This window comes from Candidatus Villigracilis saccharophilus (genome assembly GCF_016711665.1).
This window is the reverse complement of record NZ_JADJSO010000021.1, coordinates 20,613-41,017: the sequence shown is the minus strand read 5'-3', so window position 1 is coordinate 41,017 and position 20,405 is coordinate 20,613. Positions and strand designations below refer to the sequence as shown.

At 50.3% G+C, this 20,405-nt stretch carries 19 protein-coding genes; 11 read left to right on the top strand and 8 right to left on the bottom strand.

From position 1 onward, the window contains the following. Positions 1 to 78: 78 nt before the first annotated feature. Positions 79 to 435 (bottom strand): hypothetical protein, encoded by a 357-nt coding sequence (locus tag IPL17_RS08790; RefSeq protein WP_345306709.1) that lies wholly within the window; start codon positions 433 to 435, stop codon positions 79 to 81. Positions 436 to 509: 74 nt separating this feature from the next. Here IPL17_RS08790 and IPL17_RS08785 point away from each other — a divergent pair, with 74 nt between their 5' ends. Genes IPL17_RS08785 through IPL17_RS08770 form a run of 4 tightly spaced genes read left to right on the top strand, consistent with a single transcriptional unit; the run spans position 510 to position 4,385 of the window. Next, positions 510 to 1,580, top strand: a complete 1,071-nt coding sequence (locus tag IPL17_RS08785; RefSeq protein ID WP_345306708.1) for a M20/M25/M40 family metallo-hydrolase — start codon at positions 510 to 512, stop codon at positions 1,578 to 1,580. A 17-nt stretch (positions 1,581 to 1,597) separates the two neighbouring features. Then, positions 1,598 to 2,656, top strand: coding sequence for a M42 family peptidase (locus IPL17_RS08780; RefSeq protein WP_345306707.1), 1,059 nt, complete (start codon positions 1,598 to 1,600; stop codon positions 2,654 to 2,656). A gap of 4 nt (positions 2,657 to 2,660) precedes the next feature. Continuing rightward, the gene (locus IPL17_RS08775; protein ID WP_345306706.1) at positions 2,661 to 3,380 is read left to right on the top strand and encodes a Type 1 glutamine amidotransferase-like domain-containing protein; all 720 of its coding nucleotides are present in this window, start codon (positions 2,661 to 2,663) and stop codon (positions 3,378 to 3,380) included. A gap of 3 nt (positions 3,381 to 3,383) precedes the next feature. After that, positions 3,384 to 4,385, top strand: coding sequence for a M42 family metallopeptidase (locus IPL17_RS08770; RefSeq protein ID WP_345306705.1), 1,002 nt, complete (start codon positions 3,384 to 3,386; stop codon positions 4,383 to 4,385). 94 nt (positions 4,386 to 4,479) lie between these two features. On the opposite strand, the gene IPL17_RS08765 is transcribed toward IPL17_RS08770, so the two are convergent. From IPL17_RS08765 to serS, 3 genes are read right to left on the bottom strand one after another with little or no spacing between them, the layout of a single operon-like run. Then, a complete protein-coding gene (locus IPL17_RS08765) occupies positions 4,480 to 4,764 on the bottom strand; it encodes a hypothetical protein (RefSeq protein WP_345306704.1) in 285 nt (94 codons plus the stop codon). 20 nt (positions 4,765 to 4,784) lie between these two features. Next, on the bottom strand, positions 4,785 to 5,309 hold the full coding sequence (locus IPL17_RS08760; RefSeq protein ID WP_345306703.1) for a DUF456 family protein: 525 nt from the start codon (positions 5,307 to 5,309) through the stop codon (positions 4,785 to 4,787). A 59-nt stretch (positions 5,310 to 5,368) separates the two neighbouring features. After that, positions 5,369 to 6,637: a serine--tRNA ligase gene (serS, locus tag IPL17_RS08755; protein ID WP_345306702.1), complete on the bottom strand. Its 1,269-nt coding sequence runs from the start codon at positions 6,635 to 6,637 to the stop codon at positions 5,369 to 5,371. A gap of 459 nt (positions 6,638 to 7,096) precedes the next feature. Here serS and IPL17_RS08750 point away from each other — a divergent pair, with 459 nt between their 5' ends. Both IPL17_RS08750 and IPL17_RS08745 read left to right on the top strand, forming a co-directional pair. After that, positions 7,097 to 7,774: a response regulator transcription factor gene (locus IPL17_RS08750; protein WP_345306701.1), complete on the top strand. Its 678-nt coding sequence runs from the start codon at positions 7,097 to 7,099 to the stop codon at positions 7,772 to 7,774. Positions 7,775 to 7,848: 74 nt separating this feature from the next. Next, positions 7,849 to 9,222 carry a HAMP domain-containing sensor histidine kinase gene (locus IPL17_RS08745; protein ID WP_345306700.1) on the top strand — a complete coding sequence of 458 codons (1,374 nt, stop codon included), beginning with the start codon at positions 7,849 to 7,851 and terminating at the stop codon, positions 9,220 to 9,222. A 16-nt stretch (positions 9,223 to 9,238) separates the two neighbouring features. On the opposite strand, the gene IPL17_RS08740 is transcribed toward IPL17_RS08745, so the two are convergent. Continuing rightward, positions 9,239 to 9,931, bottom strand: a complete 693-nt coding sequence (locus IPL17_RS08740; protein WP_345306699.1) for a transglycosylase SLT domain-containing protein — start codon at positions 9,929 to 9,931, stop codon at positions 9,239 to 9,241. Positions 9,932 to 9,993: 62 nt separating this feature from the next. Then, positions 9,994 to 10,809, bottom strand: coding sequence for a hypothetical protein (locus tag IPL17_RS08735; protein ID WP_345306698.1), 816 nt, complete (start codon positions 10,807 to 10,809; stop codon positions 9,994 to 9,996). Positions 10,810 to 10,949: 140 nt separating this feature from the next. Here IPL17_RS08735 and IPL17_RS08730 point away from each other — a divergent pair, with 140 nt between their 5' ends. From IPL17_RS08730 to IPL17_RS08710, 5 genes are all read left to right on the top strand, one after another. Then, positions 10,950 to 11,327 (top strand): nucleotidyltransferase domain-containing protein, encoded by a 378-nt coding sequence (locus IPL17_RS08730; protein WP_345306697.1) that lies wholly within the window; start codon positions 10,950 to 10,952, stop codon positions 11,325 to 11,327. 136 nt (positions 11,328 to 11,463) lie between these two features. Continuing rightward, complete coding sequence (locus IPL17_RS08725; protein ID WP_345306696.1) at positions 11,464 to 12,879, top strand: FAD-dependent oxidoreductase; 1,416 nt, start codon at positions 11,464 to 11,466, stop codon at positions 12,877 to 12,879. 229 nt (positions 12,880 to 13,108) lie between these two features. Then, on the top strand, positions 13,109 to 13,501 hold the full coding sequence (locus IPL17_RS08720) for a response regulator (RefSeq protein WP_345306695.1): 393 nt from the start codon (positions 13,109 to 13,111) through the stop codon (positions 13,499 to 13,501). Then, entirely contained in the window at positions 13,485 to 14,087 is a 603-nt protein-coding gene (locus IPL17_RS08715) for a chemotaxis protein CheC (protein WP_345306694.1), read from the top strand. The genes IPL17_RS08720 and IPL17_RS08715 overlap by 17 nt, the downstream gene beginning before the upstream one ends. An 84-nt stretch (positions 14,088 to 14,171) precedes the next feature. Further along, a complete protein-coding gene (locus tag IPL17_RS08710; protein ID WP_345306693.1) occupies positions 14,172 to 18,248 on the top strand; it encodes an ABC transporter substrate binding protein in 4,077 nt (1,358 codons plus the stop codon). A gap of 76 nt (positions 18,249 to 18,324) precedes the next feature. Here IPL17_RS08710 and IPL17_RS08705 read toward each other — a convergent pair whose 3' ends face one another. Continuing rightward, positions 18,325 to 19,236 (bottom strand): VWA domain-containing protein, encoded by a 912-nt coding sequence (locus IPL17_RS08705; RefSeq protein ID WP_345306692.1) that lies wholly within the window; start codon positions 19,234 to 19,236, stop codon positions 18,325 to 18,327. A gap of 50 nt (positions 19,237 to 19,286) precedes the next feature. Continuing rightward, positions 19,287 to 20,387, bottom strand: coding sequence for an ATP-binding protein (locus tag IPL17_RS08700; protein WP_345306691.1), 1,101 nt, complete (start codon positions 20,385 to 20,387; stop codon positions 19,287 to 19,289). Positions 20,388 to 20,405: the final 18 nt, after the last annotated feature.

The following is a 20,405-nucleotide window of genomic DNA, read 5'->3' as shown; positions in this document are numbered from 1 at the left end:
AGATATGTCTGAAGATGTAGCGCCACATGCCCGCCGTCGAATGACCATCCTCGCGGTCATCATTGCCACCATTCCATGTTATTGCATTGGTTTCATTACGCTATCACTCGCTCCAGATTCCCGCAGCACTGCCACCCCCACGATCACTTTTACCGCAACCGGCGCCACCTCCACTCCAAGTCCCAGTTTTACTCCGCCAATCATAACAGGCACCATCACAAGCACACCCAGCGGCACCCCGACCCATACTCCAACGATCACACCCACAGGCACCACAACCAATACACCCTTCCTGCCCAATACCAGTACGCCAACTTTTACGAATACTCCAACACAAATACCTTCCAGTACCTTTACACCAACATCCACATCAACAGAGATCCCTTCCAACACGCCCACTTTCACGTATACTCCAGTTCCGCCCAATACACTCACGGCTTCGCCAACAGCACTGGGTGCTCCATAAGCCTTAGATCACATCCCAAATCAAACTTCAGGGTCAACTATTTATGACTGATATTCTTCCTTTCCTAAAATCAATAATTTCTGTATCCGGTTTATCTGGATACGAAACACCAGTAGCAAACCTCATCGAAGAAAAATGGACTCCGCTGGTGGATGAGATCAGCCGAAGCAGGCTCGGTTCCATTCACGGACTGAAAAAGGGATCTGTTTCAGGGAAAGCGCCCCGCCCCTCGGTCTTGATCGCCGCCCATATGGATGCCATCGGATTGATGGTCACACGTATCGTGGATGGATTCATCTACGTTACGAACATAGGCGGCGTGGACTCGCGCGTCCTGCCTGGTACACCTGTCATGGTGCACGCCACGAAGAGCGGAGAAAGCCTTTATGGCGTCGTGGCTATGCCACCTGCCAATTTGCTGCCAGAAGGACAAAGTTCTGGCGCGGTCGCTTTAAAGTATCTGATGATCGATACAGGGCTGACAGCGAGCGAAGTCTCGAAGCGGGTTCACATCGGAGACAGAGTCTCCTTTAACACGGAACCAGTTGAAATGTCAGGCGGATGCGTAAGCGGCCATACACTTGATAACCGCGCATCCATTGCGGCGCTGACCATCTGCCTTGAGGAACTAAAATCCAAGTCACACGCCTGGGATGTTTGGGCGTTGGCATCCATTCAAGAGGAGGTCACTTTTGCGGGTGCATATACTTCCTTAAACCAATTAAGACCGACCATCGCAGTGGCATTGGATGTGACTTTTGGAAAAGGCACAGGCGCGAACGATTACCAGGCATTCCCGATCGGTAAAGGCGTGACGCTTGGGATCGGTCCCAGCATTCATCCGTTTTTACATAAGCGGTTCAAGGAAGTGGCGGAAAAAGTGGAAATCCCGGTTAAGAGCGAGGCGATGCCAGAGCATTCTTCCACAGATGCAGACGCAATGCAGTTAACCGCCGAAGGCATCCCAACCATGGTCTTGAGTATTCCGCAAAGATATATGCACACGCCTGTGGAATTGGTTGCGCTAAAAGACATTCAGCGCGCTGGACGATTGCTTGCAGAGTTCGTGGCTTCCCTTGAAGCGGATTTTATAAACCAGATCGCGTGGGATTAAAAAGGTAAACAACTATTATGCTTTCACTTGGTGCAACACAATTCAAACTGCTTGAAAAATTATGTAACGCAATGTCCGTCTCCGGTGACGAGGGCGAGGTTCGGCGTATTGTTCTCGAAGAAGCTAAACCTTACGCAGATGAAATCAAGGTGGACGCGCTCGGAAGTGTGCTGGTAAGAAAAAAAGGATTGACTGCGAGCAGCCACAAAAAACCGTTAAAAGTCCTGCTCGATGCACATATGGATGAAGTCGGTTTTATGATCGTGAATGATGATGAGAATGGTTTCTATAATTTTGAAACCGTCGGCGGAATTGACCCGCGCCATCTTGTTGGCAAGCAGGTCATTGTCGGCAGGGATCATATCCCCGGCGTGATCGGAGCCAAACCAATTCACCTAACGACTGTCGATGAACGGAAGAATACCATCAGCACAGATGCCATGCGCATTGATCTGGGTCCCGAAGGCAAGGCGAAAGTTGGTGACCGCGCAACTTTCGCGACTAAATTCAAACGCGTTGGACCGTCCATCATGTCCAAATCCATTGACGACCGTATTGGAGTGGCGATCCTGATCGAACTTCTAAAACATGCGCCAAAGAACATAGAATTGTGTTTATCGTTCAGCGTCCAGGAAGAAGTCGGTTTGAGAGGAGCAAAGGTCGCGGCTCATTATTTTGAACCTGACCTCGCCATCGCGGTTGATTCCACGCCGGCACGCGACCTGCCAGACTATGAAGGCAATGAAAATATCACTTACAACACAAAACTTGGCGAGGGTCCGGCAATTTATGTAGCGAACTCATCCACGATCGATGACCCGCGCCTGGTGCGTTTCCTTGAAGAAACGGCCATCAAGGAAAATATCCAATATCAATTCCGTCAACCCGGCGGAGGCGGAACGAATGCGGGCGCGATCCAACGTTCACGCGCGGGCGTGCCTGTCGTATCGGTATCGGTCCCGCACCGTTACACCCATTCCCCCGTCAGCGTATCCCGCATCAGTGACTGGAAGAATACATTAAATCTTTTACACATGGCATTAAAGAATATGACCCCAGATCTTCTTAATAGGTAATGTGATGAATGGACTTGTCGCTTTATTAGGTTCTGGAGAATATTTGCCTGTTATGGATGACGTGGATCGTTACCTGCTCGCCAACTGCGGAGCGGGTGAACGAAAGCCGCGCGTTGTCTGCCTGCCGACTGCGGCTGGACAGGAAGGCGATGCAAGCGTAAATCGCTGGTCTACGATGGGCATTGACCATTTCACCCGCCTCGGGGCTGACGTTCAGGCTCTCCCAGTGATCGACGCGGAATCAGCCAACGATCTGAACCATGCAACGGCTGTGGAAGATGCGGATCTGATCTACTTCTCAGGTGGCGACCCGTCCTATCTGTATCGCACCATGAAGGATAGTCTCGTCTGGCAGGCGGCACAAAAAGCATGGGCGCGTGGAGCAGTGTACGCCGGCTGTTCGGCAGGTGCAATGATCCTGGGCAGGGAAATCCCTGATTTTCGAACCATGGGACTGCGATCCAAGCCTGCATTTGGACTTGTGCCGATCGCATTCGTCATGCCCCATTTTGACGCCATTCCGTTGTTTGCCAAACCGCTCGCATCTTCCCTGCGTGGTCGATTAAAGGAAGGCGAGATCATGGTCGGTGTGGATGAGAACACTGCCATCGTCGGGAAGATGAATACAGAATGGACTGTGCTGGGAAAAGCAAAAGCGCACATCTTTACAAAAAATGAAAGCAAGAGTTATGCCGCGGGCCAAAAATTTTCACTAGGAATATAAACGATGAAACAATTATTAAAAACACTCACAGAAACATTCAGCCCATCAGGTTACGAAGATGAAATTCGCAAGGTAATCACCAAGGAAGTCAAAGCGCTGGCAGATGAAGTCCGGGTGGATGCTCTTGGAAACTTGATCGTGCGCAAGAAACCGTCAATCGGATCTAAAGATGCCAGAAAGATCATGATCGCCGCGCACATGGATGAGATCGGCGTGATGGTGACGCATGTGGATGAAAATGGATTTGTGCGTTTTACGAGCATTGGCGGCGTCTATTCACGCACACTGGTGGGCGGACACGTGCGCTTCGCGAACGGGGTCAGCGGCGTGATCGGGCTTGAACCGACGAATGCGCCCAACGAGATCCCGCCTATGAGCAAAATGTTCATTGATGTTGGCGCAATCAGCAAAAAGACTTGTCCAGTCAAGACAGGCGATGTTGCTGCGTTCGAACGTACATTCCTCGATCTGGGTGATCGTGTGGTCGCCAAATCCATGGATGACCGTATCGGATGCCTGGTGGCGATCGAAGCATTACGTGCCTTGAAGTCCACACCCCATGATGTTTATTTTGTATTCACGACTCAGGAGGAAGTTGGCACACATGGCGCGCAAACCTCCGCATTTGGGATCAATCCTGATCTGGGTTTTTCAATTGATGTAACAGGCTGGGGCGATACACCAGGCCAGAAGGATTTTGACGTGGCGCTCGGCAAAGGTCCCGCCATTAAGATCCGCGACGGCGGGATGTTGTCCGATGCACGCATCGTAGATTGGATGATCCGCACGGCTGAAAAAGCCAAACTCCCCTATCAACGTGAAGTTCTTTTAGGTGGGACAACCGACGCTCGCGCCATGCAATTGGTTCACGGCGGCGTGCCAGTCGGCTGTATTTCCATCCCATGTCGTTATGTGCACACCCCATCTGAAATGGTGGATTTTAATGACGTCAAGAATTCGGTGAAACTGATCGTTTCAATGTTGAGCAATCCAGTTTCAATTTAGCATAATAAATACACCCATCAGCAAACTGGCGTACTCCAGAAATAAAAAGGTTTGGCATTTCCATGTGCCAAACCTTTTTTCTAATCCAGACACTTTATTCCTTGGATTCTCTTTCTGTATCTTCCTTCTTTGGCATATTCGGGAGGATCATCGCTGCACCGGTGCTGAGGGCGAACATACCCATTGAGCCTGCGCTGGCATAATGGGTCAAGCCTACCAACATACCAAAAAATCCAAAAATCAAAGCGATCTGAACCTGCCAGACTGCCTTCTTATACGCATCCATCGTGAAACGCCCAACACCAAATCCAAGGGCTATGAAACCAAGCGCTCTGATGAAGTGACCGAAAATCGAAAGAACCTCTACGAACTCATTCATTTACATCTCCTTGAAAATTTTTACAACCAGGCCCATAATCCCCAAAAGACGATCATGACAACGCCAAGCCCGACTCGTGCAGCCACTGACCATCCCCAGCCTGTCATCCATGCTTTTGTATTGGCAAAAGCAGTTTGCTTATCCTTTAACCTGTACCATTCGGCAAGGTATAACCCCAGAGGGGATGCAATGATGCCAAAAATGGGGGTGAAAAACACACTGACTACGATCCCAGCCACGAACGCCCATATGATCGAGCTCCAGGGTACATTCTTATCACGCACATGCTTGGCAATGATGATATTGTCCGCAATATTGCCGCCGACCATCAAAATAGTAATAATGCCAAAAAACAGCCAGCCAGCCCAATTCATGTTTCCGCTTACTGCCTGGATGACAGCATAGACCACAGTCGCGATCCACATCACGGTCAGGCCAGGAAAGACCGGTATAAGCAATCCAAACAAACCTGTCAGCAAGGCCAGGAAGGTAAAAACTTCCAAAAGTGTTTCAAAATATAATTTCCAAAATTCAGGGTCAGCCATATTTCCCTCGTGGTTTAAATACACCTGACAGGTTTAAGAAACCTGTCAGGTGTTGTCAATTACTTGATCACATCGATCCCGCCCATCCATGGGCGGAGCACTTCGGGCACAATAACCGAACCGTCAGCCTGTTGATAATTTTCCATGACCGCGATCAGTGTGCGCGGCATACCCAATCCTGAGCCATTCAAAGTGTGAACGAATTTTGCCTTGCCGCCATCAGCCGGACGATACTTGATATTCGCGCGGCGCGCCTGGAAATCGGTGACATTCGAGATCGATGAGACTTCCAGCCATTCATCACAGCCTGGCGCCCAAAGTTCGAGATCATACGTAATGGATGCGCCAAATCCCAGATCACCACTGCACAACCGTTTTACACGATATGGAATACCCAGCAGTTCGCAGGTCTCCTCCGCATCCCTGACCATCTTCTCATGCTGGGCTTCCGATTCTTCGGGCTTGCAATAGGTGTACATTTCAACTTTATCGAATTGATGTCCGCGCTTGATTCCGCGCACATCCCGCCCCGCACTCATCTTTTCACGACGGAAGCAAGGTGTATATGCGGTATATAATTTTGGAAGAGCAGCCTCGTCAAGAATCTCATCCATGTGCAGACCCGTCAGGGGAACTTCGGCTGTCGGCACAAAGTAGTAATCTTCCTCATGATCTTTGTATAAATTATCCGCGAACTTTGGCAATTGTCCCGCGCCAAACACGACCGCTGTCTTGACCATAAATGGCAGGTATTCCTCCTGATATCCCTGGCGAATATGCAGGTCAAGCATCCACGCGATCAAAGCGCGCTGCAATCTTGCGCCTGCCTTTTGCAAAACATAGAAACGTGAGCCAGTCAATTTTGTACCACGTTCAAAATCCAGAATACCAAGCGCGGGTCCAAGATCCCAGTGCGGCTTCGGCGTGAATTCAAATTTGCGCGGCTCACCAACGGTCTTGATGACCACATTCTCAGAGTCATCCTTTCCATATGGCACACGCACATCGGGGATATTCGGCATGGAAGATGTAAGCGCGACCAGTTCTAGTTCTACTTCACCAACCTGCCTGTCGAATTCTGCGATCTTATCTCCGACACCACGCATCGCTTCAATTTTTGACTTTCGAGCTGTTTCATCTTTTAATTGCCCGATCTCCTTTGAGACCGTATTCCGTTCCGCCTTGAGCACTTCCACTTGTGAAAGAAGGGCGCGGCGTTTTTCATCCAATTGCAAGATCGCATCCACAGGAGATGGATCCATTTGACGGTCTTGCAGCGCCTTGCGGACTACTTCAGGTGTTTCTCGAATGATATTGATGTCCAACATTTTGCACCTCCAAGTGCATTAATACAATACGCCCCCGGTCCATTTGCAGGACGAGGGGGCGTCTCGTGGTGCCACCTGCTTTCATTGCGCCCCCTCCCCTTTGGAGAGGCCTTGCTTGAGGGAGCAATCTTGGCTTGCGCTGTAACGGGAGCAGCCCGGTTCTCTTACAATAGCGGCGTCAGATCTTCCAACTATTCCTGCAAGAACAACACTGGTGAAGAGGATTTCATCATCTGGCTGATCGTCTCACACTACCCGACGACTCACTGGACAGTTACATGATTACTTTTTTTCACGCTGGTTTTATTTCGTAAAATTATACCCCCCGCGGGAAGGATGTCAAGAAATTTGAAACGTGTATAATTTAATCATTCGAAAAACCTTTTGAAAATTTTGTTAGAGGATCTTCACAAACCAACATTAAATTTTGTGGTATATTTTTATTAAGGAGTAACTGCCATGAATGAGCGCATCCTAATTATTGAAGACGATCAAGCAATTCTGAAATTATTGCAGCGCGGACTGGCTTATGAAGGCTACACCGTAGACACTGCCATCGATGGGCGCATGGGGCTGATCGCAGCCCGTGACCACACACCAGATCTTGTCGTTCTGGACTGGATGCTGCCCGGCATGGATGGATTGGAAGTCTGCCATCGCCTGCGCACAGGCGGCTCGATACCCATTTTAATGCTAACTGCCAAAGACACTGTGCAGGACCGCATTCAAGGATTGGACGCCGGCGCGGACGATTACATGGTCAAGCCGTTCAATCTCGATGAACTGCTGGCGCGTGTGCGCGCCCTATTGCGCCGTACACAACCAGAACGCATTCCCGTGCTGAAATTTGCGGATCTTTCACTTGATACAGGCTCACGCCAGGCCGCACGCGGCAATCGTATGGTGGCATTGACCGCCAAGGAATATGAATTACTTGAATTATTCCTGCGTCACCCGAAACAAGTGCTTACCCGTGAAGTGATCTTTGACCGCGTCTGGGGATACGACTTCGGTGGTGAGAGCAACGTGCTCGAAGTATATATCCGCTATCTGCGCCAGAAACTTGAAGGGGAAGGCGAGATCCGCCTGATCCATACTGTCCGCGGTGTCGGATATGTTTTGAGGGAAAATCCGTAAACTGAAAGCGGCAGTCTAACTGCCGCTTATTTTTTCTCAGGTTATCTTAAACTCAGATCATTACAATTCCCCCCATGACTCTGCGTCAGCGTTTTACCTTGCTTTACTCAACTTTCATGGGTGGAATTTTACTTATCTTTGGAGCATCTGTATATATCCTTGTTAATGTGATCCTGCTGAATCAAGTTGACAGCATGCTTGCTGTGGTTGTTCGCGACATCACCCAGGTTACCAAAGTTAATGCGCTCGGCGAATTGAACCTGATCAGCCTGCCCCCTTTGGATATGACCTCGAACGCGTATATCCAGGTGTGGGCACCGGACGGAAAGCTGATCGCGACCTCTCCGAGCATTGGGACATTGACCAAATCCCTCGATCCTGCGGGCCTGAATGCCGGTCTTGCCATCTATGAAGATTCATATCTCGATGGAGCCCATCTGCGAGTGTTGAGCGTTCCACTTATGTTAAGAGAACGCGTTATTGGCACTTTACAGGTTGGAGCAAGCCTGAGCGTGGTGGATGCAACACGCAGCAACCTGCTTTCGATCATGGCGGTAATCGCGGTTGTGGCAGTTCTCATGTCTGCAATCGGTTCATGGGTCATTCTGGGACGCGCGCTATCCCCGCTTGAGTCCATTGCAGAGACCGTTGACCAGATCAACCGCGCAGACGATCTTTCACGGCGTATCCCCTATCAGGAACGTGGAAATAAGGAAGATGAAATAGGCGACCTGGTCGTTTCGTTCAACCAGACACTCGAACGTTTGGAATCCCTCTTTACTTCCCAACAGCGCTTTCTCGCGGATGTCAGCCACGAACTGCGTACGCCGCTAACTGTCATCAAGGGCAATGTAGACCTCATCCGCCGCATGAAGCAGGCAGATGAAGAATCACTAAGCAGTATCGATCAAGAGGCGGGCAGGCTCACACGTCTGGTCGGCGGTTTGCTCATGCTGGCTCAAGCTGAATCGGGGAAGCTGACCCTTGTACTCAAACCAGTTGAATTGGATCTTCTGCTAACAGAAGTCTTCACAGAGATGCGCATACTGGCTGGCAGCAAATTACATGTCCATCTCAATGAAATTGATCAAGTGATGGTCAATGGCGATCGTGACCGTTTGAAACAAGTAATCTTGAATTTAGCCTCCAATGCGATCCAGTACACCCCTGCCGGCGGAGATGTTTACCTAAGTCTGGCAAAGATCGGAGAACAGGCGCGCATCATTATTCGAGATACAGGACCTGGCATTCCAGCTGAAGACCTGCCGCACATCTTTGACCGTTTCTATCGCGCTGAAAAGTCCCGCACTCGTTCGACTACCAGCGGATTTGGTCTGGGTCTGTCGATCGCGCATTGGATCGTGGAACATCACGGCGGACAGATCAAAGTTGAATCAAAAGAGGGAAAAGGCACCACATTCGTGATCTGGCTTGGTATTCTGCAGTAGACGTTTTACTTCACCACTATGGCAAGCCCAATCTCAAATGCGCTTGCCGGCATAGACTCACTCCATAGTTTTCATACCATTGATTCAGCGCCGCGCTGGAATCAATGCCGTTTTTTGCATCTTCGTATATTGGCGCGCCATATTGAACATATCTTTTCGTTTGAGCCGGCCAGTTCCACTCAGCGCGTCCGATAACGCCGATTCCGCCGTTGTAACCTGCCATAGCCAGCCGCGCGTCTCCGCCTCCTGTTGCTAATGATTTGGAAAGGTAAGCGAGTCCCCGCGCAGCATTGGTTTCCGGGTCGTAGGGATTGTCAACAGCATAGAAATGAAACGGCATGACCTGAAACAATCCCATGGCACCGGCGCTTGATATGGCACGCGGATCCCCGCAGGATTCGATCTGCATAACAGTGGCAACCAGGTTTGGGTCCAGTTGTGAAGCGGCCGCCCACTTTGAGATGGAGTCTGCCCAATATTGGATTTCGATCCTAAAGATGGGGGCAATGCCTGTCGAAGCGGCGGGCGGCGATTCTTCCACTGAAGTTGGAAGAATCGGAGTTGTCTTCCATGCAAATGACGCCAGGATCACGCTGATTGCGATGACCGCGAGCGGCACGACCGTAAAACCAGACAAACAGCCGCTGCCTTGTTCGTGCGGGGCCGCGGCTGTTTGCCGGTATATTCTTGTTGGGCGAGCGCGGGGCATGCATATCCTTTCTATTTTGGGTCATAAGGACCCGGCTCGAATTTCGATAAGTTTTAGGAAAGTTACGCGTCGTAATGACTTGTACTTTCAGATGCGCGTGAATTGTAGGAAACAGGATGATAGGTCGGTTCAGGCGGGATGAATGAACTTTGTTGTGATACAGCAGGTTTCGGGGCGGGTTTGAATCCCACGGAATTGCCAGAGTTTACGGGGCGGTTGATCTGCGATGCGGGACGCAAAACGGGCTGATTGACCGGCTGGTTGACAGGGCGATGTTGAGGCTGGTAACCAGATTGTCGAGGCTGTGGATTATTGTAGGAAGCTTGAGTTTGTCTTTGTGAAGCAGAGGCTGTAGAGAATAATCGGTCACCCGCAAGTGAGAAGGTACCTATAATAAGAAGGCGGATCAGCCAGACCATTGCAGCGATAAAGATCGGAACGGCTTTGGTAAGGGTCTCTGCGCTCATGACCGCGCTGCCTTGCAAATTTGGGTTGTTATTGATGGCGACCGCCACACCCCACCAGGTAAGAGTTGCATTGAAGCCAGCAGCGAGAACCCATGCTCCAAACAGATAATATACTTCAGTTGGCTCATCACGCCCCTGTTCGGGAGTGAATATGCGGGCGATGCCGGCAAAGTCAATACCGCAGAAGGCGATTGCAAGGACGGTAGACCAGCGCAAACCGATAAAAGTCAGGTCGCCAAGCATATCGTGCAAGGCAAACTGAGTCGTGCTAAAGTTAAATATCTCAAAGGACAGCAAGGCGCCTATGATCATCACTCCCCACGCGGCGCCGCGATTGAATTTTAGGTTGTGAGTTAGTTTGTACCAGACCGTTTTCAAGCCATCAATAAGCGGATTACGTAAAGTAGTCATTTTGATCTCCTTGTTTATTTGTTGCAGGATTTTAGAACACATGTTCTATTTTGTCAAGAGGTTGATTAAAATTGAGTCAAAGCGCTATTTAGACCAATTTCGCTTTGAATAAAGCAGTGTGTTGATGGTAAAATGCGGCGATGCTTCCGCTTCCATTGCCCTACCAGACCTACATCCGCCCACGCGGCTTTCCGCCGGTAGCGAAAACCCTGCCCGTGGCGGTGGATAAACTTGTCACTGCGCTGCGGCCCGAGAAGATCATTTTATTTGGATCGTACGCATACGGCACCCCGACCGCGGACAGCGATGTAGATCTGCTGATCATCATGAAAACCCACGCAAAGCGCGTGGATCGTTATGTGCTGGTCTCCAATATTCTCAATCCGCGTGAGTTCCCAGCGGATATTTTGGTTAAGACTCCCAGAGAAATTTTGGAAGAAAAAGAAAAAAAGGAAAATTTCTTCCTGCGGGAAATTCTTACGCGGGGAAAAGTCTTATACGATAAAGCCAAAGACTGATCACCTTGTCTTTGAACGATTCAACAGAACTCATTTGACCGTTCCCGCTCGTCCCCATTACACTTAACTGCGAAAACAAATCTATGAACTTGCATGACTTGTCAATAGGTATGCAAGCCGCGAAACTGGAGACTTTATGATTTTCTCGAACACTCCGCGTCCGGAGACCTTGCGGTCTCTTGCGGATGTTAAGCTCACACCGTTCTGGCTGGATGACCCGCAGCGCCCCGAGCCTGCCTCAGCATTGACAGAGAACATCGAGGCAGACCTTGTCATTATTGGCGGGGGGTTCACAGGATTGTGGACCGCGTTGACCGCAAAACAGTCTGAACCAAATCGTTCTGTGGTCTTGCTTGAAGCAGGGGAAACGGGCAGCGGCGCCAGCGGACGAAATGGCGGTTTTATGGCTTCGTCATTGACCCATTCATTTCAAAATGGGTTGAATCGCTGGCCAAAGGAAATGTCCAAGCTGGTGGAGTTGGGGCACAAAAATCTGGATGAAATCGAAGCCACCATCAAGCAATTCAAAATTGAATGCGACTTTATTCGTTCAGGCGAGATCAACGTCGCCAATGAAGAATATCAAATCGAGGAACTACGTGAAGAAGCCGAACACTCCGCGCAATATGGAGAGCATGTCCAATTTTTAGACCAGGAACAAATGCGGGCAATTGCCAACTCACCCACCTACCTTGCAGGGATTCACGATCACTCCGTGGCAATGGTTAACCCCGCGCAGTTGGCGTGGGGTTTGAGGCGGGCATGCCTGGAAGTTGGAGTCCGCCTGTATGAGCGCACTCAGGTCACAGCATTGGCAGAGAAGCGAGATTTGGTTTTCGTTAAAACACATTACGGTCAAGTCAAAGCAAAACGTGTTGCACTTGCCACGAATGCGTTTCCGCCCCTGCTCAAACGTCTTTCATTTTACGTTGTGCCTGTTTATGATTACGTGCTGATGACCGAGCCGCTTTCAAAGGAACAGCGTGACGCGATCGGCTGGCACGGGCGTGAGGGGTTGAGCGATAATGGGAATCAATTTCATTATTATCACATCACGGCAGATGGACGGATTCTATGGGGCGGATACGACGCCATATATTATCGGAATAATGGAGTGGCTCCGCATCTGGAAAACCGCCCCGAATCTTTCGCCCGATTGGCTGAGCACTTCTTCCAAACATTCCCCCAGCTGATGGGGCTGCGCTTCACCCATGCCTGGGGCGGCGTGATAGACACCTGCTCACGCTACACCGCCTTTTGGGGCAAAGCCTATCATGGCAAGCTTGCGTACGCGCTCGGCTACACAGGACTTGGAGTCGGCGCATCGCGTTTCGGCGCACAAGTGATGCTGGATCTGTTGGATAACAAAAAGACCGAACGCACCGAATTACAGATGGTGAAATCAAAACCATTCCCCTTCCCGCCTGAACCGTTCCGCTCGCCGATCGTCAACTTTACAAGATGGTCGCTCAACCGCGCAGATGTTCATGGCGGACAAAGAAATTTATGGTTAAAGATCCTGGATAGGCTGGGATTGGGATTCGATTCGTGAAGCATAAAGTGCGCTGCACATAACGGAGTAGATTCTCCCGCTACCCTGAATTTATTCACCTGCAAAACCTCATCCCTTTAAGCCTGGCGCATCGCACTTTTATTAAAAATTCACAATGTTTTTACTGACAGGATACCCTAAATCAGGTATCCTGTTTTCATTGAAATAAGAATAGGCTCAATTCGTCATACTTTATCATGCTCGATACTACCCAGTCCAAGGAGGACAAATGGCACGAGTTTTGTTAGTGGATGATTCAATGTATCAAAGAAACAAATTGCGGAAAATCCTCGAAGCCGCAGGGTATGAGGTGATCGAAGGCAGCGACGGCGAGGAAGGTCTGTCCATAGCCGCAAGCAATAAACCCGATTGTATGATGCTGGATCTGATCATGCCCAAAGTCGGCGGCATGGAGGTTCTGCAGGAGCTTCATGAAAAACATATAACCATACCCGTCATCATTCATACCTCCGATATTCAGGAAGAGACAAAGAAAGAATGTTTGGCTTTGGGAGCTGTCGCTTTCTTAAACAAGCCGTCGCGGGACGAGGATGTGCTCGCCGCGATCGCAGAGGCGCTTAAACCCCAGGGCAAGGAGTCTGGAAATGCGTCTATTACCTAGCCAGGTCGATTCCTTAAAGGAAATGGTCAATATCGGCGTTGGACATGCGGCCGGCGTGCTGAATGCCATGCTGAATTCACGGGTCAAACTGCATGTGCCCGTTGTCGAAATGATGAGTCATGAAGAGCTGCAGACCAAGATCCAATCCATGGGGAACGGCAACCTTTCCTCGGTTCGGCTTGGATTCAAGGGACCGTTTTCTGGAAACGCATCGCTGGTTTTTCCAGCTGATGGAGCAATCAAACTGGTAAGCATATTGACAGGCAGTGAACCGGGCTCAAGGGATCTGGATGCAATGCGGGTGGGTACGCTGACCGAGGTGGGCAACATTGTTCTCAACGGCGTGATGGGCGCGATCGGCAACGAACTCAAACTGCATGTTTTTTACTCGGTGCCCATTTATGTGGATAACCCCTTTGAAGTAATCCTCTCCACCTCGCAAGCCGAGGTCGATGCATATGTGGTGTGGGTACAGACAAGTTTTACCCTGGAGACCGAGTCGATCGCCGGCGATATTATCCTGGTGTTTGATGTTGGTTCCCTGGATCTGTTACTGGAAGCAGTCAACCGGGCCATGGGAATTTAGAAGTGATTTTCCTGCCGTGTTTGTCAGGTTTTGTTTGCCCGGTTATCGGTTCTTAAAAAGCACCGTGCGCAAAGAGGATACCTCATGAAAATTCTCACTCGGGCTTTATTTCTGGTTGTCTTGCTTGGCTGTTTGCTGGCAGTTGACACTCCCAGCGTATCTGGCGAACCGACAAAAAAAACAGTACTGGTGTTTTCTCCTTTTCAAATTGACCTGTCCACCAACCTGATCGCTTCGCAGGCAATTCGTGAGGAGTTTGGCAAAGCTGACGATCTTAGCCTTGATGTGTATTATGAATACCTCGACCTCAATCGTTTCTCCGACCCCGCCTATCAACAAAATATTTTTGACCTGCTGACAATCAAGTATAAAAACAAACAGGTTGACCTGGTCATCGTTGGCAGTGAGGCGATGCTGAAGCTCTGGCTGGCACAGCGTGCCGAAATTTTACCGAATACTCCGATCGTTTTTTTTGACGTTTTTACAGAACATTTGGATGCATTGGATCTTCCAGGAAATGTAACTGGCGTGAGTGGGACAGAGGATTGCACAAAATCAGTTCGATGGCTGTTAGAAGCGATGCCTGAAGTGAATGAGGTTGTGCTTGTGATGGGCGCGGGGAAGATCGAACAGGGATTTTTTGATCATATACAAAAACTGCAAGAGAATATGAAAGGGCAGGTGAAATTTACAAACCTGTCCGGCCTGCCTTTGGCAGAGATCACACAGCGGGTTGCAAAACTGCCGAAAACCTCGATCGTTCTTTACCATCCCATGTTCGAGGATGCGGAAGGGAATAAGTATCGCCCATTGGAGGTATTACAAGAACTGACCACAGTATCCTCCGTGCCTGTCATGGGCGGCTACGATCAGTTTATTGGGACGGGCATCATCGGCGGGTATATGTACAGCATCGATCAGCAAGCCCGCGATGCGGCGCAGATCAGTTTGCGGGTTTTGCGCGGCGAGGCGATCGACTCCATCCCGATAGAGCAAAACGAGAGCGATCGCTTTATTTTTGACCATCTGGCTTTACAGCGCTTTGATCTCCCTTTATCACTTCTACCGACAGATAGCATCGTTAAGAACCGTCAATACTCCTTCTGGGAACTCTACCGCACACAGATCATTTTGGCTATCGCCAGTTTTACGCTGCTACTGTTATTGGTGGCGTTTCTTGGAATCACAACGCAACGTTTAAGCAAGGCGCGGTCTGAATTAAAATATCTCAATGAAAACTTGGAATCTCAAGTTCATGAACGTACCGCCGCGCTCAGTCAAACCAATCACCAGTTGGAACAGGAAGTCGCCGAGCGCCAACAAGCGGAAGCAGCCTTGCAGGAAAGCGAAGCGCGCTTCCGCAGTTATTTCGAATTGCCATTAACGGGGCGCGCCATCACCTCGCCGGACAAAGGCTGGATCGATGTGAACACCACGCTCTGCGAGATGCTGGGCTATACCAAGGAAGAACTGATGCAGATGACGTGGGCGGAACTCACCCATCCCGATGATCTGGCCGCCGATTTGGCACAGTTCGATCGCATCCTTGCCGACGAGATCAATGGCTACGACCTGGAGAAACGCTTTCTCTGCAAAGATGGGCGCGTTATCCATACCCACCTCGCCGTTCAATGCTTACGTGATCCCGACCGCTCGGTTGACTATGTCGTGGCCTTGATCCAGGACATCACCAAACGCAAGCAAGCCGAAGAGGCATTGCAGGCTAGCGAATTTTTTGTCAATGGGGTGTTGAATTCACTTACCGCGCATATTGCCGTCCTGGACGAGAACGGCGTCATCATCAGTGTCAATGAAGCCTGGAAAAAATTTGCGACTGATAATAACAGCCCCGACCCCGACTGCTACGTGGGCGTAAATTATTTGACTGTCTGTGAAACCGCAGTGCGTGCTGGTGAAAAGAGCACCGAAGCCTTGCTGCGAGGAATGAAGGCCGTATTGGCTGGTTCTCAGGCTCAATTTATTGATGAATATCCGTGCGACGCACCGGACACCCCGCGCTGGTTTACCGTGACCGTTTTACCCCAAAACCAGCCATTAAAAGGTCTCATCGTGGTTCACCAGGATATCACTGAGCGCAAACAGGCGGAAGAAAAATTGCGCGAGAGCGAGGAGAAATTTAGAAGTTTGCTCGACAGTCAGGAGAGCAACATCATGGTGTTTGATTTTGATGGGATACATCATTATGTGAATCAGGGCGGTCTCGCATCCATTAACACCAGTTCCGGCACTTCACAGGATATTATTGGGAAGAGATTACACGATCTATATCCCGGGCATATCGCCGATTGGCAATTGGAACAAATCCGGCAGGTCTTTACCAGCGGGCAGGGCATGTCCGGAGATTTCAGGACCGGTCCGGAAGATCATTCCAGCTGGTGGCATCTCAACCTTCAGCCTATTCGCAATGCGTCGGGGCAGGTTACACAAGTGATGGTCAATTCATTGGACATTACCGAACGCAAATACGCCGAGCAGGCCCTGAGCGAAAGCGAGGCGCGTTATCGGCTTCTGTCTGACAATATTTCGGATGTCATTTGGACCCTTGATCCTGAAACGATGCATTTTCTGTATGTCTCTCCTTCGGTGGAACAGTTATTAGGATACACACCGGATGAGCTCAAAGCAATGCTTTTTGTCGACACCCTACTTCCTGAAGTTCGCGAGCCATTTCTGCAACGCACCCGAGAACGGGTGGAGAGTTTCCTGGCTCATCAGGTATCCAACACGGGCTATCGCGCTGAAGTAATGCAGTTCCGGAAAGATGGTTCGTCGGTTTGGGTTGAAGTTGTAAACAATTATTACCTTAACAAGACCACGGGGCGCGTCGAAATCCAAGGCGTCAGCCGCGACATTACCGAACGCAAGCAGTTGGAAGATGATTTGCGTGAGAATGAAAGACGTACTGCCACCATTCTTCGCTTGAGTCCGGCTGTGATCGGCGTCAGCACAGTTTCAGAAGGACGCTACACGGATGTCAACGATGCGTTTGAAAACGTGTTGGGCTATAGTACGGCAGAAGCCATTGGCCGCACTTCGTTTGACTTGAATTTATGGGTGGACGAAGATACGCGTTCGAATGTCCTTCGTGAGATCCAGACGCGTGGACGAGTTGAAAATATGGAAATCCGATTGCGGCGTAAATCCGGCGAGGTATTCCCCGCACTCATCTTTATCACCCCCATTGCCTTACATGACACACCCTGCCTGTTAACCATGATGATGGACATCACCGAACGCAAGCGCGCGGAGGAACAATTGCGTGAAACTCGCGACACGCTGCAAACCATCATTTATTCCTCTCCTCTGGCAATCTTGACAATGGATGCCGAGGATCAGGTCACAATGTGGAATCCCGCCGCGGAAGGAATGTTCGGTTGGTCGGATAAACAAACTCTTGGAAAGATCGATCCCACTGTACCCGAAAACAAGATCAGAGAATATGAAGCCCTGCGCAATGCCACCCTGAGCGGCATGTCCTTTAGCAACATGGATACCGTACGCATGAAAAAAGACGGGGACCAGTTCCCTGTCAGTCTTTCGGTGGCGCCTTTGCGCGGACAACAAAACGAGGTCATCGGCAGACTGCACATCATTACCGACATCACAGAGCGAAAGAAACTTCAGGAAGAATTACGCCAGCAGGCTACAACGGATGAACTGACCAAAGTATCCAACCGCCGTCATTTCATTGAACTGGCGAACAGTGAAATAAAACGCGCCATTCGGCTCAAGCGCCCGCCCGCCGTAGCGTTGATCGATATTGATCATTTCAAACAGATCAACGACACCTACGGACACGCGACAGGTGACCTGGCGCTGATCGCGTTCACGCAAATATGCCAGAAGCAGATCCGTGAAATTGATGTGTTTGCGCGCTTCGGCGGCGATGAATTTGTCCTGCTCTTTCCAGAGACAAGTCAGGAACAGGCGTACGAGATCGTTGAACGCATTCGCATGGCGCTGACGACCAACCCCGTGGATCTGGACGGCAGGCCAGTTACGATCACTCTCAGTTGTGGAATTGCGAGCCTGGGAGACGAGCAAACATCCTTCGATGCCCTTCTGAACCGCGCCGACCAGGCGTTATACCGCGCCAAAGAAGCAGGGCGCAATCGGGTGGTGATAGAAACCGACCTATAAGTATGCAGTGTTATTATCCAGATGATTAAATCAAAAGACCTCGGAGTTCTAAAAGAACTCCGAGGTCTTTGACTACTTACTTCTTCACCGGCTTCGACATCTCATCTCTGACCGTATTATACAAACTCTCGGCTTTCAGATCACTCAAAGAATAGCACGGCGCTTTGAGATGATCGGCAAGCTGCTGGGCGAGTCCCTGGTCAAAGGCGGCGTGTTCCATGTTGATGACCACAGCGCGAGTCTTTTCGTTGGCGATCATTTCTGCGAATTTGAAACCTTCTTCCTGCGGCGGTAATGTCCCAATGGACACATTGCCTGCACCATCGGTTAAGACAATGAGCAAAGGTTCCACATCAGGATGAATATGCTTTTCATGAGTCAGCACATCATGCGCCATGAACAACCCTGCTGAAAGCGGAGTCTTTCCGCCGACGGGAATATCCATCAGCGCGCGTTGTGCGAGTTGAACTGAGTTGGTTGGGGATAATACTAAAGTGGCGCGGTCTTTCTGGAAAACGATCAAGCCCACACGATCACGGCGTTGATAAGCATCGGTCAACAACGAAAGGATCGCACCCTTTGTTGCGTTCATGCGTTCTGCAACCGCCATAGACCAGGAAGCATCCACTAAAAACAAAACCAGGTTCGCAACACGCTTGACGCGGATCTTGCGCTGTAAGTCGCTTTTCTTGATCGAGAAAGCCAGTTTCTTGCGTTCTTCGACGCGCTGTTTTTGAAAGGGTGCTGCGGCACGGAAGGAGGCATCAAACGCGATATCTGTCAGGTTATCGCCTGCGGGACGCGACTTAATATAACGGCCGTGTTTACGCTCCGTTTTGGTGAGCGAACGGCGGCCTGCCTTTTGACGAGTTAATTTATCGAGCGGGGTATTGAGTTTACGAGGCTGGAAGGTCTCACCAGCTTTTACTTTTTGTCCGCCGTCCCACCAATTCGCATTGGAACTTGCAAAAACTTCCTGTTGCTGCATGGGTTCGGGATTGCCCTGCTGGGGACCTTCCTGCTGTTCATCTTCGAGTTTTAAGTTTTTTTTTCCTCGCCTTCGCCGTCCTGCTTGCTCTCGGATTCATCGTCCGATTCGCTCGGCTGAGACTGGCCCGCCAATTGCTCAATGCGTTCCTGCAATTGTTCAGTGGTCATCTCGGCTTGCTGGAAGGGAGTGCGTTTGATACGGTGCGGAAGCGCCAGCTCTGCGGCAAGCGCGATATCGTGATCGTTGATCTTGGTGCGGCCTTCGAAAGCAGCTTCAGCACGCGCAGCTTTGAGAATGACCAGATCCGCGCGGTGACCATCCACATTTAGGGACGAGGTCAAGGCGGCAATGGAAAGCAGGTCACGGCTGGTGTATTTGACCTGGTCAACCAGTTCACGTCCAAGCGCGATCTTCTGCGAAAGTTCATCTTCTTTTTCAAGCCATTTTGCGCGGAAGGCTTCGGCGTCGCGTTCATACGATAAATTGCGTTCCATGATGGTCACGCGTTCGCGCGCATCACGGATACCGACGATATCCACAGACAGTGCGAAGCGGTCCAGCAGTTGGGGGCGGAGATCTCCTTCTTCAGGATTCATCGTCCCAACGAGAATGAAGCGCGCTGGGTGGGCAAAAGAAATGCCTTCGCGTTCAACCGTGTTGACTCCCATGGCGGCTGAGTCCAGCAAAATATCCACGACATGATCATCGAGCAGATTCACTTCATCAATGTAAAGTAATCCGCGGTTTGCGGAGGCGAGCACGCCAGGTTCAAAATGACGTTCGCCTTTTTGAATGGCTTTTTCAATATCAAGCGTACCGACCACACGGTCTTCGGTGGCGGAAACAGGCAGGTTTACAAAAGGTGTGGCGCGTTCGGCGGTGGGAAGTTTTTTCGCAGCGGCGTAGCGTTCCTTGCACTCCGTGCACCATGTGCCGGATTTATCCGGGTCGCATCCGAAGCGGCAATCCTGCACAACCTTGACGTGCGGAAGCAGGGCGGCCAATGAACGGGCGGCAGTAGACTTTGCAGTTCCACGTTCACCGCGAATTAATACGCCGCCGATACGGGTATCAACGGCATTGAGAATGAGAGCGCGTTTCATGCGCTCTTGACCAACGATGGCTGTAAAGGGAAATATAGCGGGCATTTGTTTACTCCAAGGCGT

Bases quoted from the DNA above. Each gene is read 5' to 3' on its own strand.
- IPL17_RS08785 (WP_345306708.1), top strand. From the start codon at position 510: ATGACTGATATTCTTCCTTTCCTAAAATCAATAATTTCTGTATCCGGT.
- IPL17_RS08780 (WP_345306707.1), top strand. From the start codon at position 1,598: ATGCTTTCACTTGGTGCAACACAATTCAAACTGCTTGAAAAATTATGT.
- IPL17_RS08775 (WP_345306706.1), top strand. From the start codon at position 2,661: ATGAATGGACTTGTCGCTTTATTAGGTTCTGGAGAATATTTGCCTGTT.
- IPL17_RS08770 (WP_345306705.1), top strand. From the start codon at position 3,384: ATGAAACAATTATTAAAAACACTCACAGAAACATTCAGCCCATCAGGT.
- IPL17_RS08765 (WP_345306704.1), bottom strand. From the start codon at position 4,764: ATGAATGAGTTCGTAGAGGTTCTTTCGATTTTCGGTCACTTCATCAGA.
- IPL17_RS08760 (WP_345306703.1), bottom strand. From the start codon at position 5,309: ATGGCTGACCCTGAATTTTGGAAATTATATTTTGAAACACTTTTGGAA.
- serS (WP_345306702.1), bottom strand. From the start codon at position 6,637: ATGTTGGACATCAATATCATTCGAGAAACACCTGAAGTAGTCCGCAAG.
- IPL17_RS08750 (WP_345306701.1), top strand. From the start codon at position 7,097: ATGAATGAGCGCATCCTAATTATTGAAGACGATCAAGCAATTCTGAAA.
- IPL17_RS08745 (WP_345306700.1), top strand. From the start codon at position 7,849: ATGACTCTGCGTCAGCGTTTTACCTTGCTTTACTCAACTTTCATGGGT.
- IPL17_RS08740 (WP_345306699.1), bottom strand. From the start codon at position 9,931: ATGCCCCGCGCTCGCCCAACAAGAATATACCGGCAAACAGCCGCGGCC.
- IPL17_RS08735 (WP_345306698.1), bottom strand. From the start codon at position 10,809: ATGACTACTTTACGTAATCCGCTTATTGATGGCTTGAAAACGGTCTGG.
- IPL17_RS08730 (WP_345306697.1), top strand. From the start codon at position 10,950: ATGCTTCCGCTTCCATTGCCCTACCAGACCTACATCCGCCCACGCGGC.
- IPL17_RS08725 (WP_345306696.1), top strand. From the start codon at position 11,464: ATGATTTTCTCGAACACTCCGCGTCCGGAGACCTTGCGGTCTCTTGCG.
- IPL17_RS08720 (WP_345306695.1), top strand. From the start codon at position 13,109: ATGGCACGAGTTTTGTTAGTGGATGATTCAATGTATCAAAGAAACAAA.
- IPL17_RS08715 (WP_345306694.1), top strand. From the start codon at position 13,485: ATGCGTCTATTACCTAGCCAGGTCGATTCCTTAAAGGAAATGGTCAAT.
- IPL17_RS08710 (WP_345306693.1), top strand. From the start codon at position 14,172: ATGAAAATTCTCACTCGGGCTTTATTTCTGGTTGTCTTGCTTGGCTGT.
- IPL17_RS08705 (WP_345306692.1), bottom strand. From the start codon at position 19,236: ATGCAGCAACAGGAAGTTTTTGCAAGTTCCAATGCGAATTGGTGGGAC.
- IPL17_RS08700 (WP_345306691.1), bottom strand. From the start codon at position 20,387: ATGCCCGCTATATTTCCCTTTACAGCCATCGTTGGTCAAGAGCGCATG.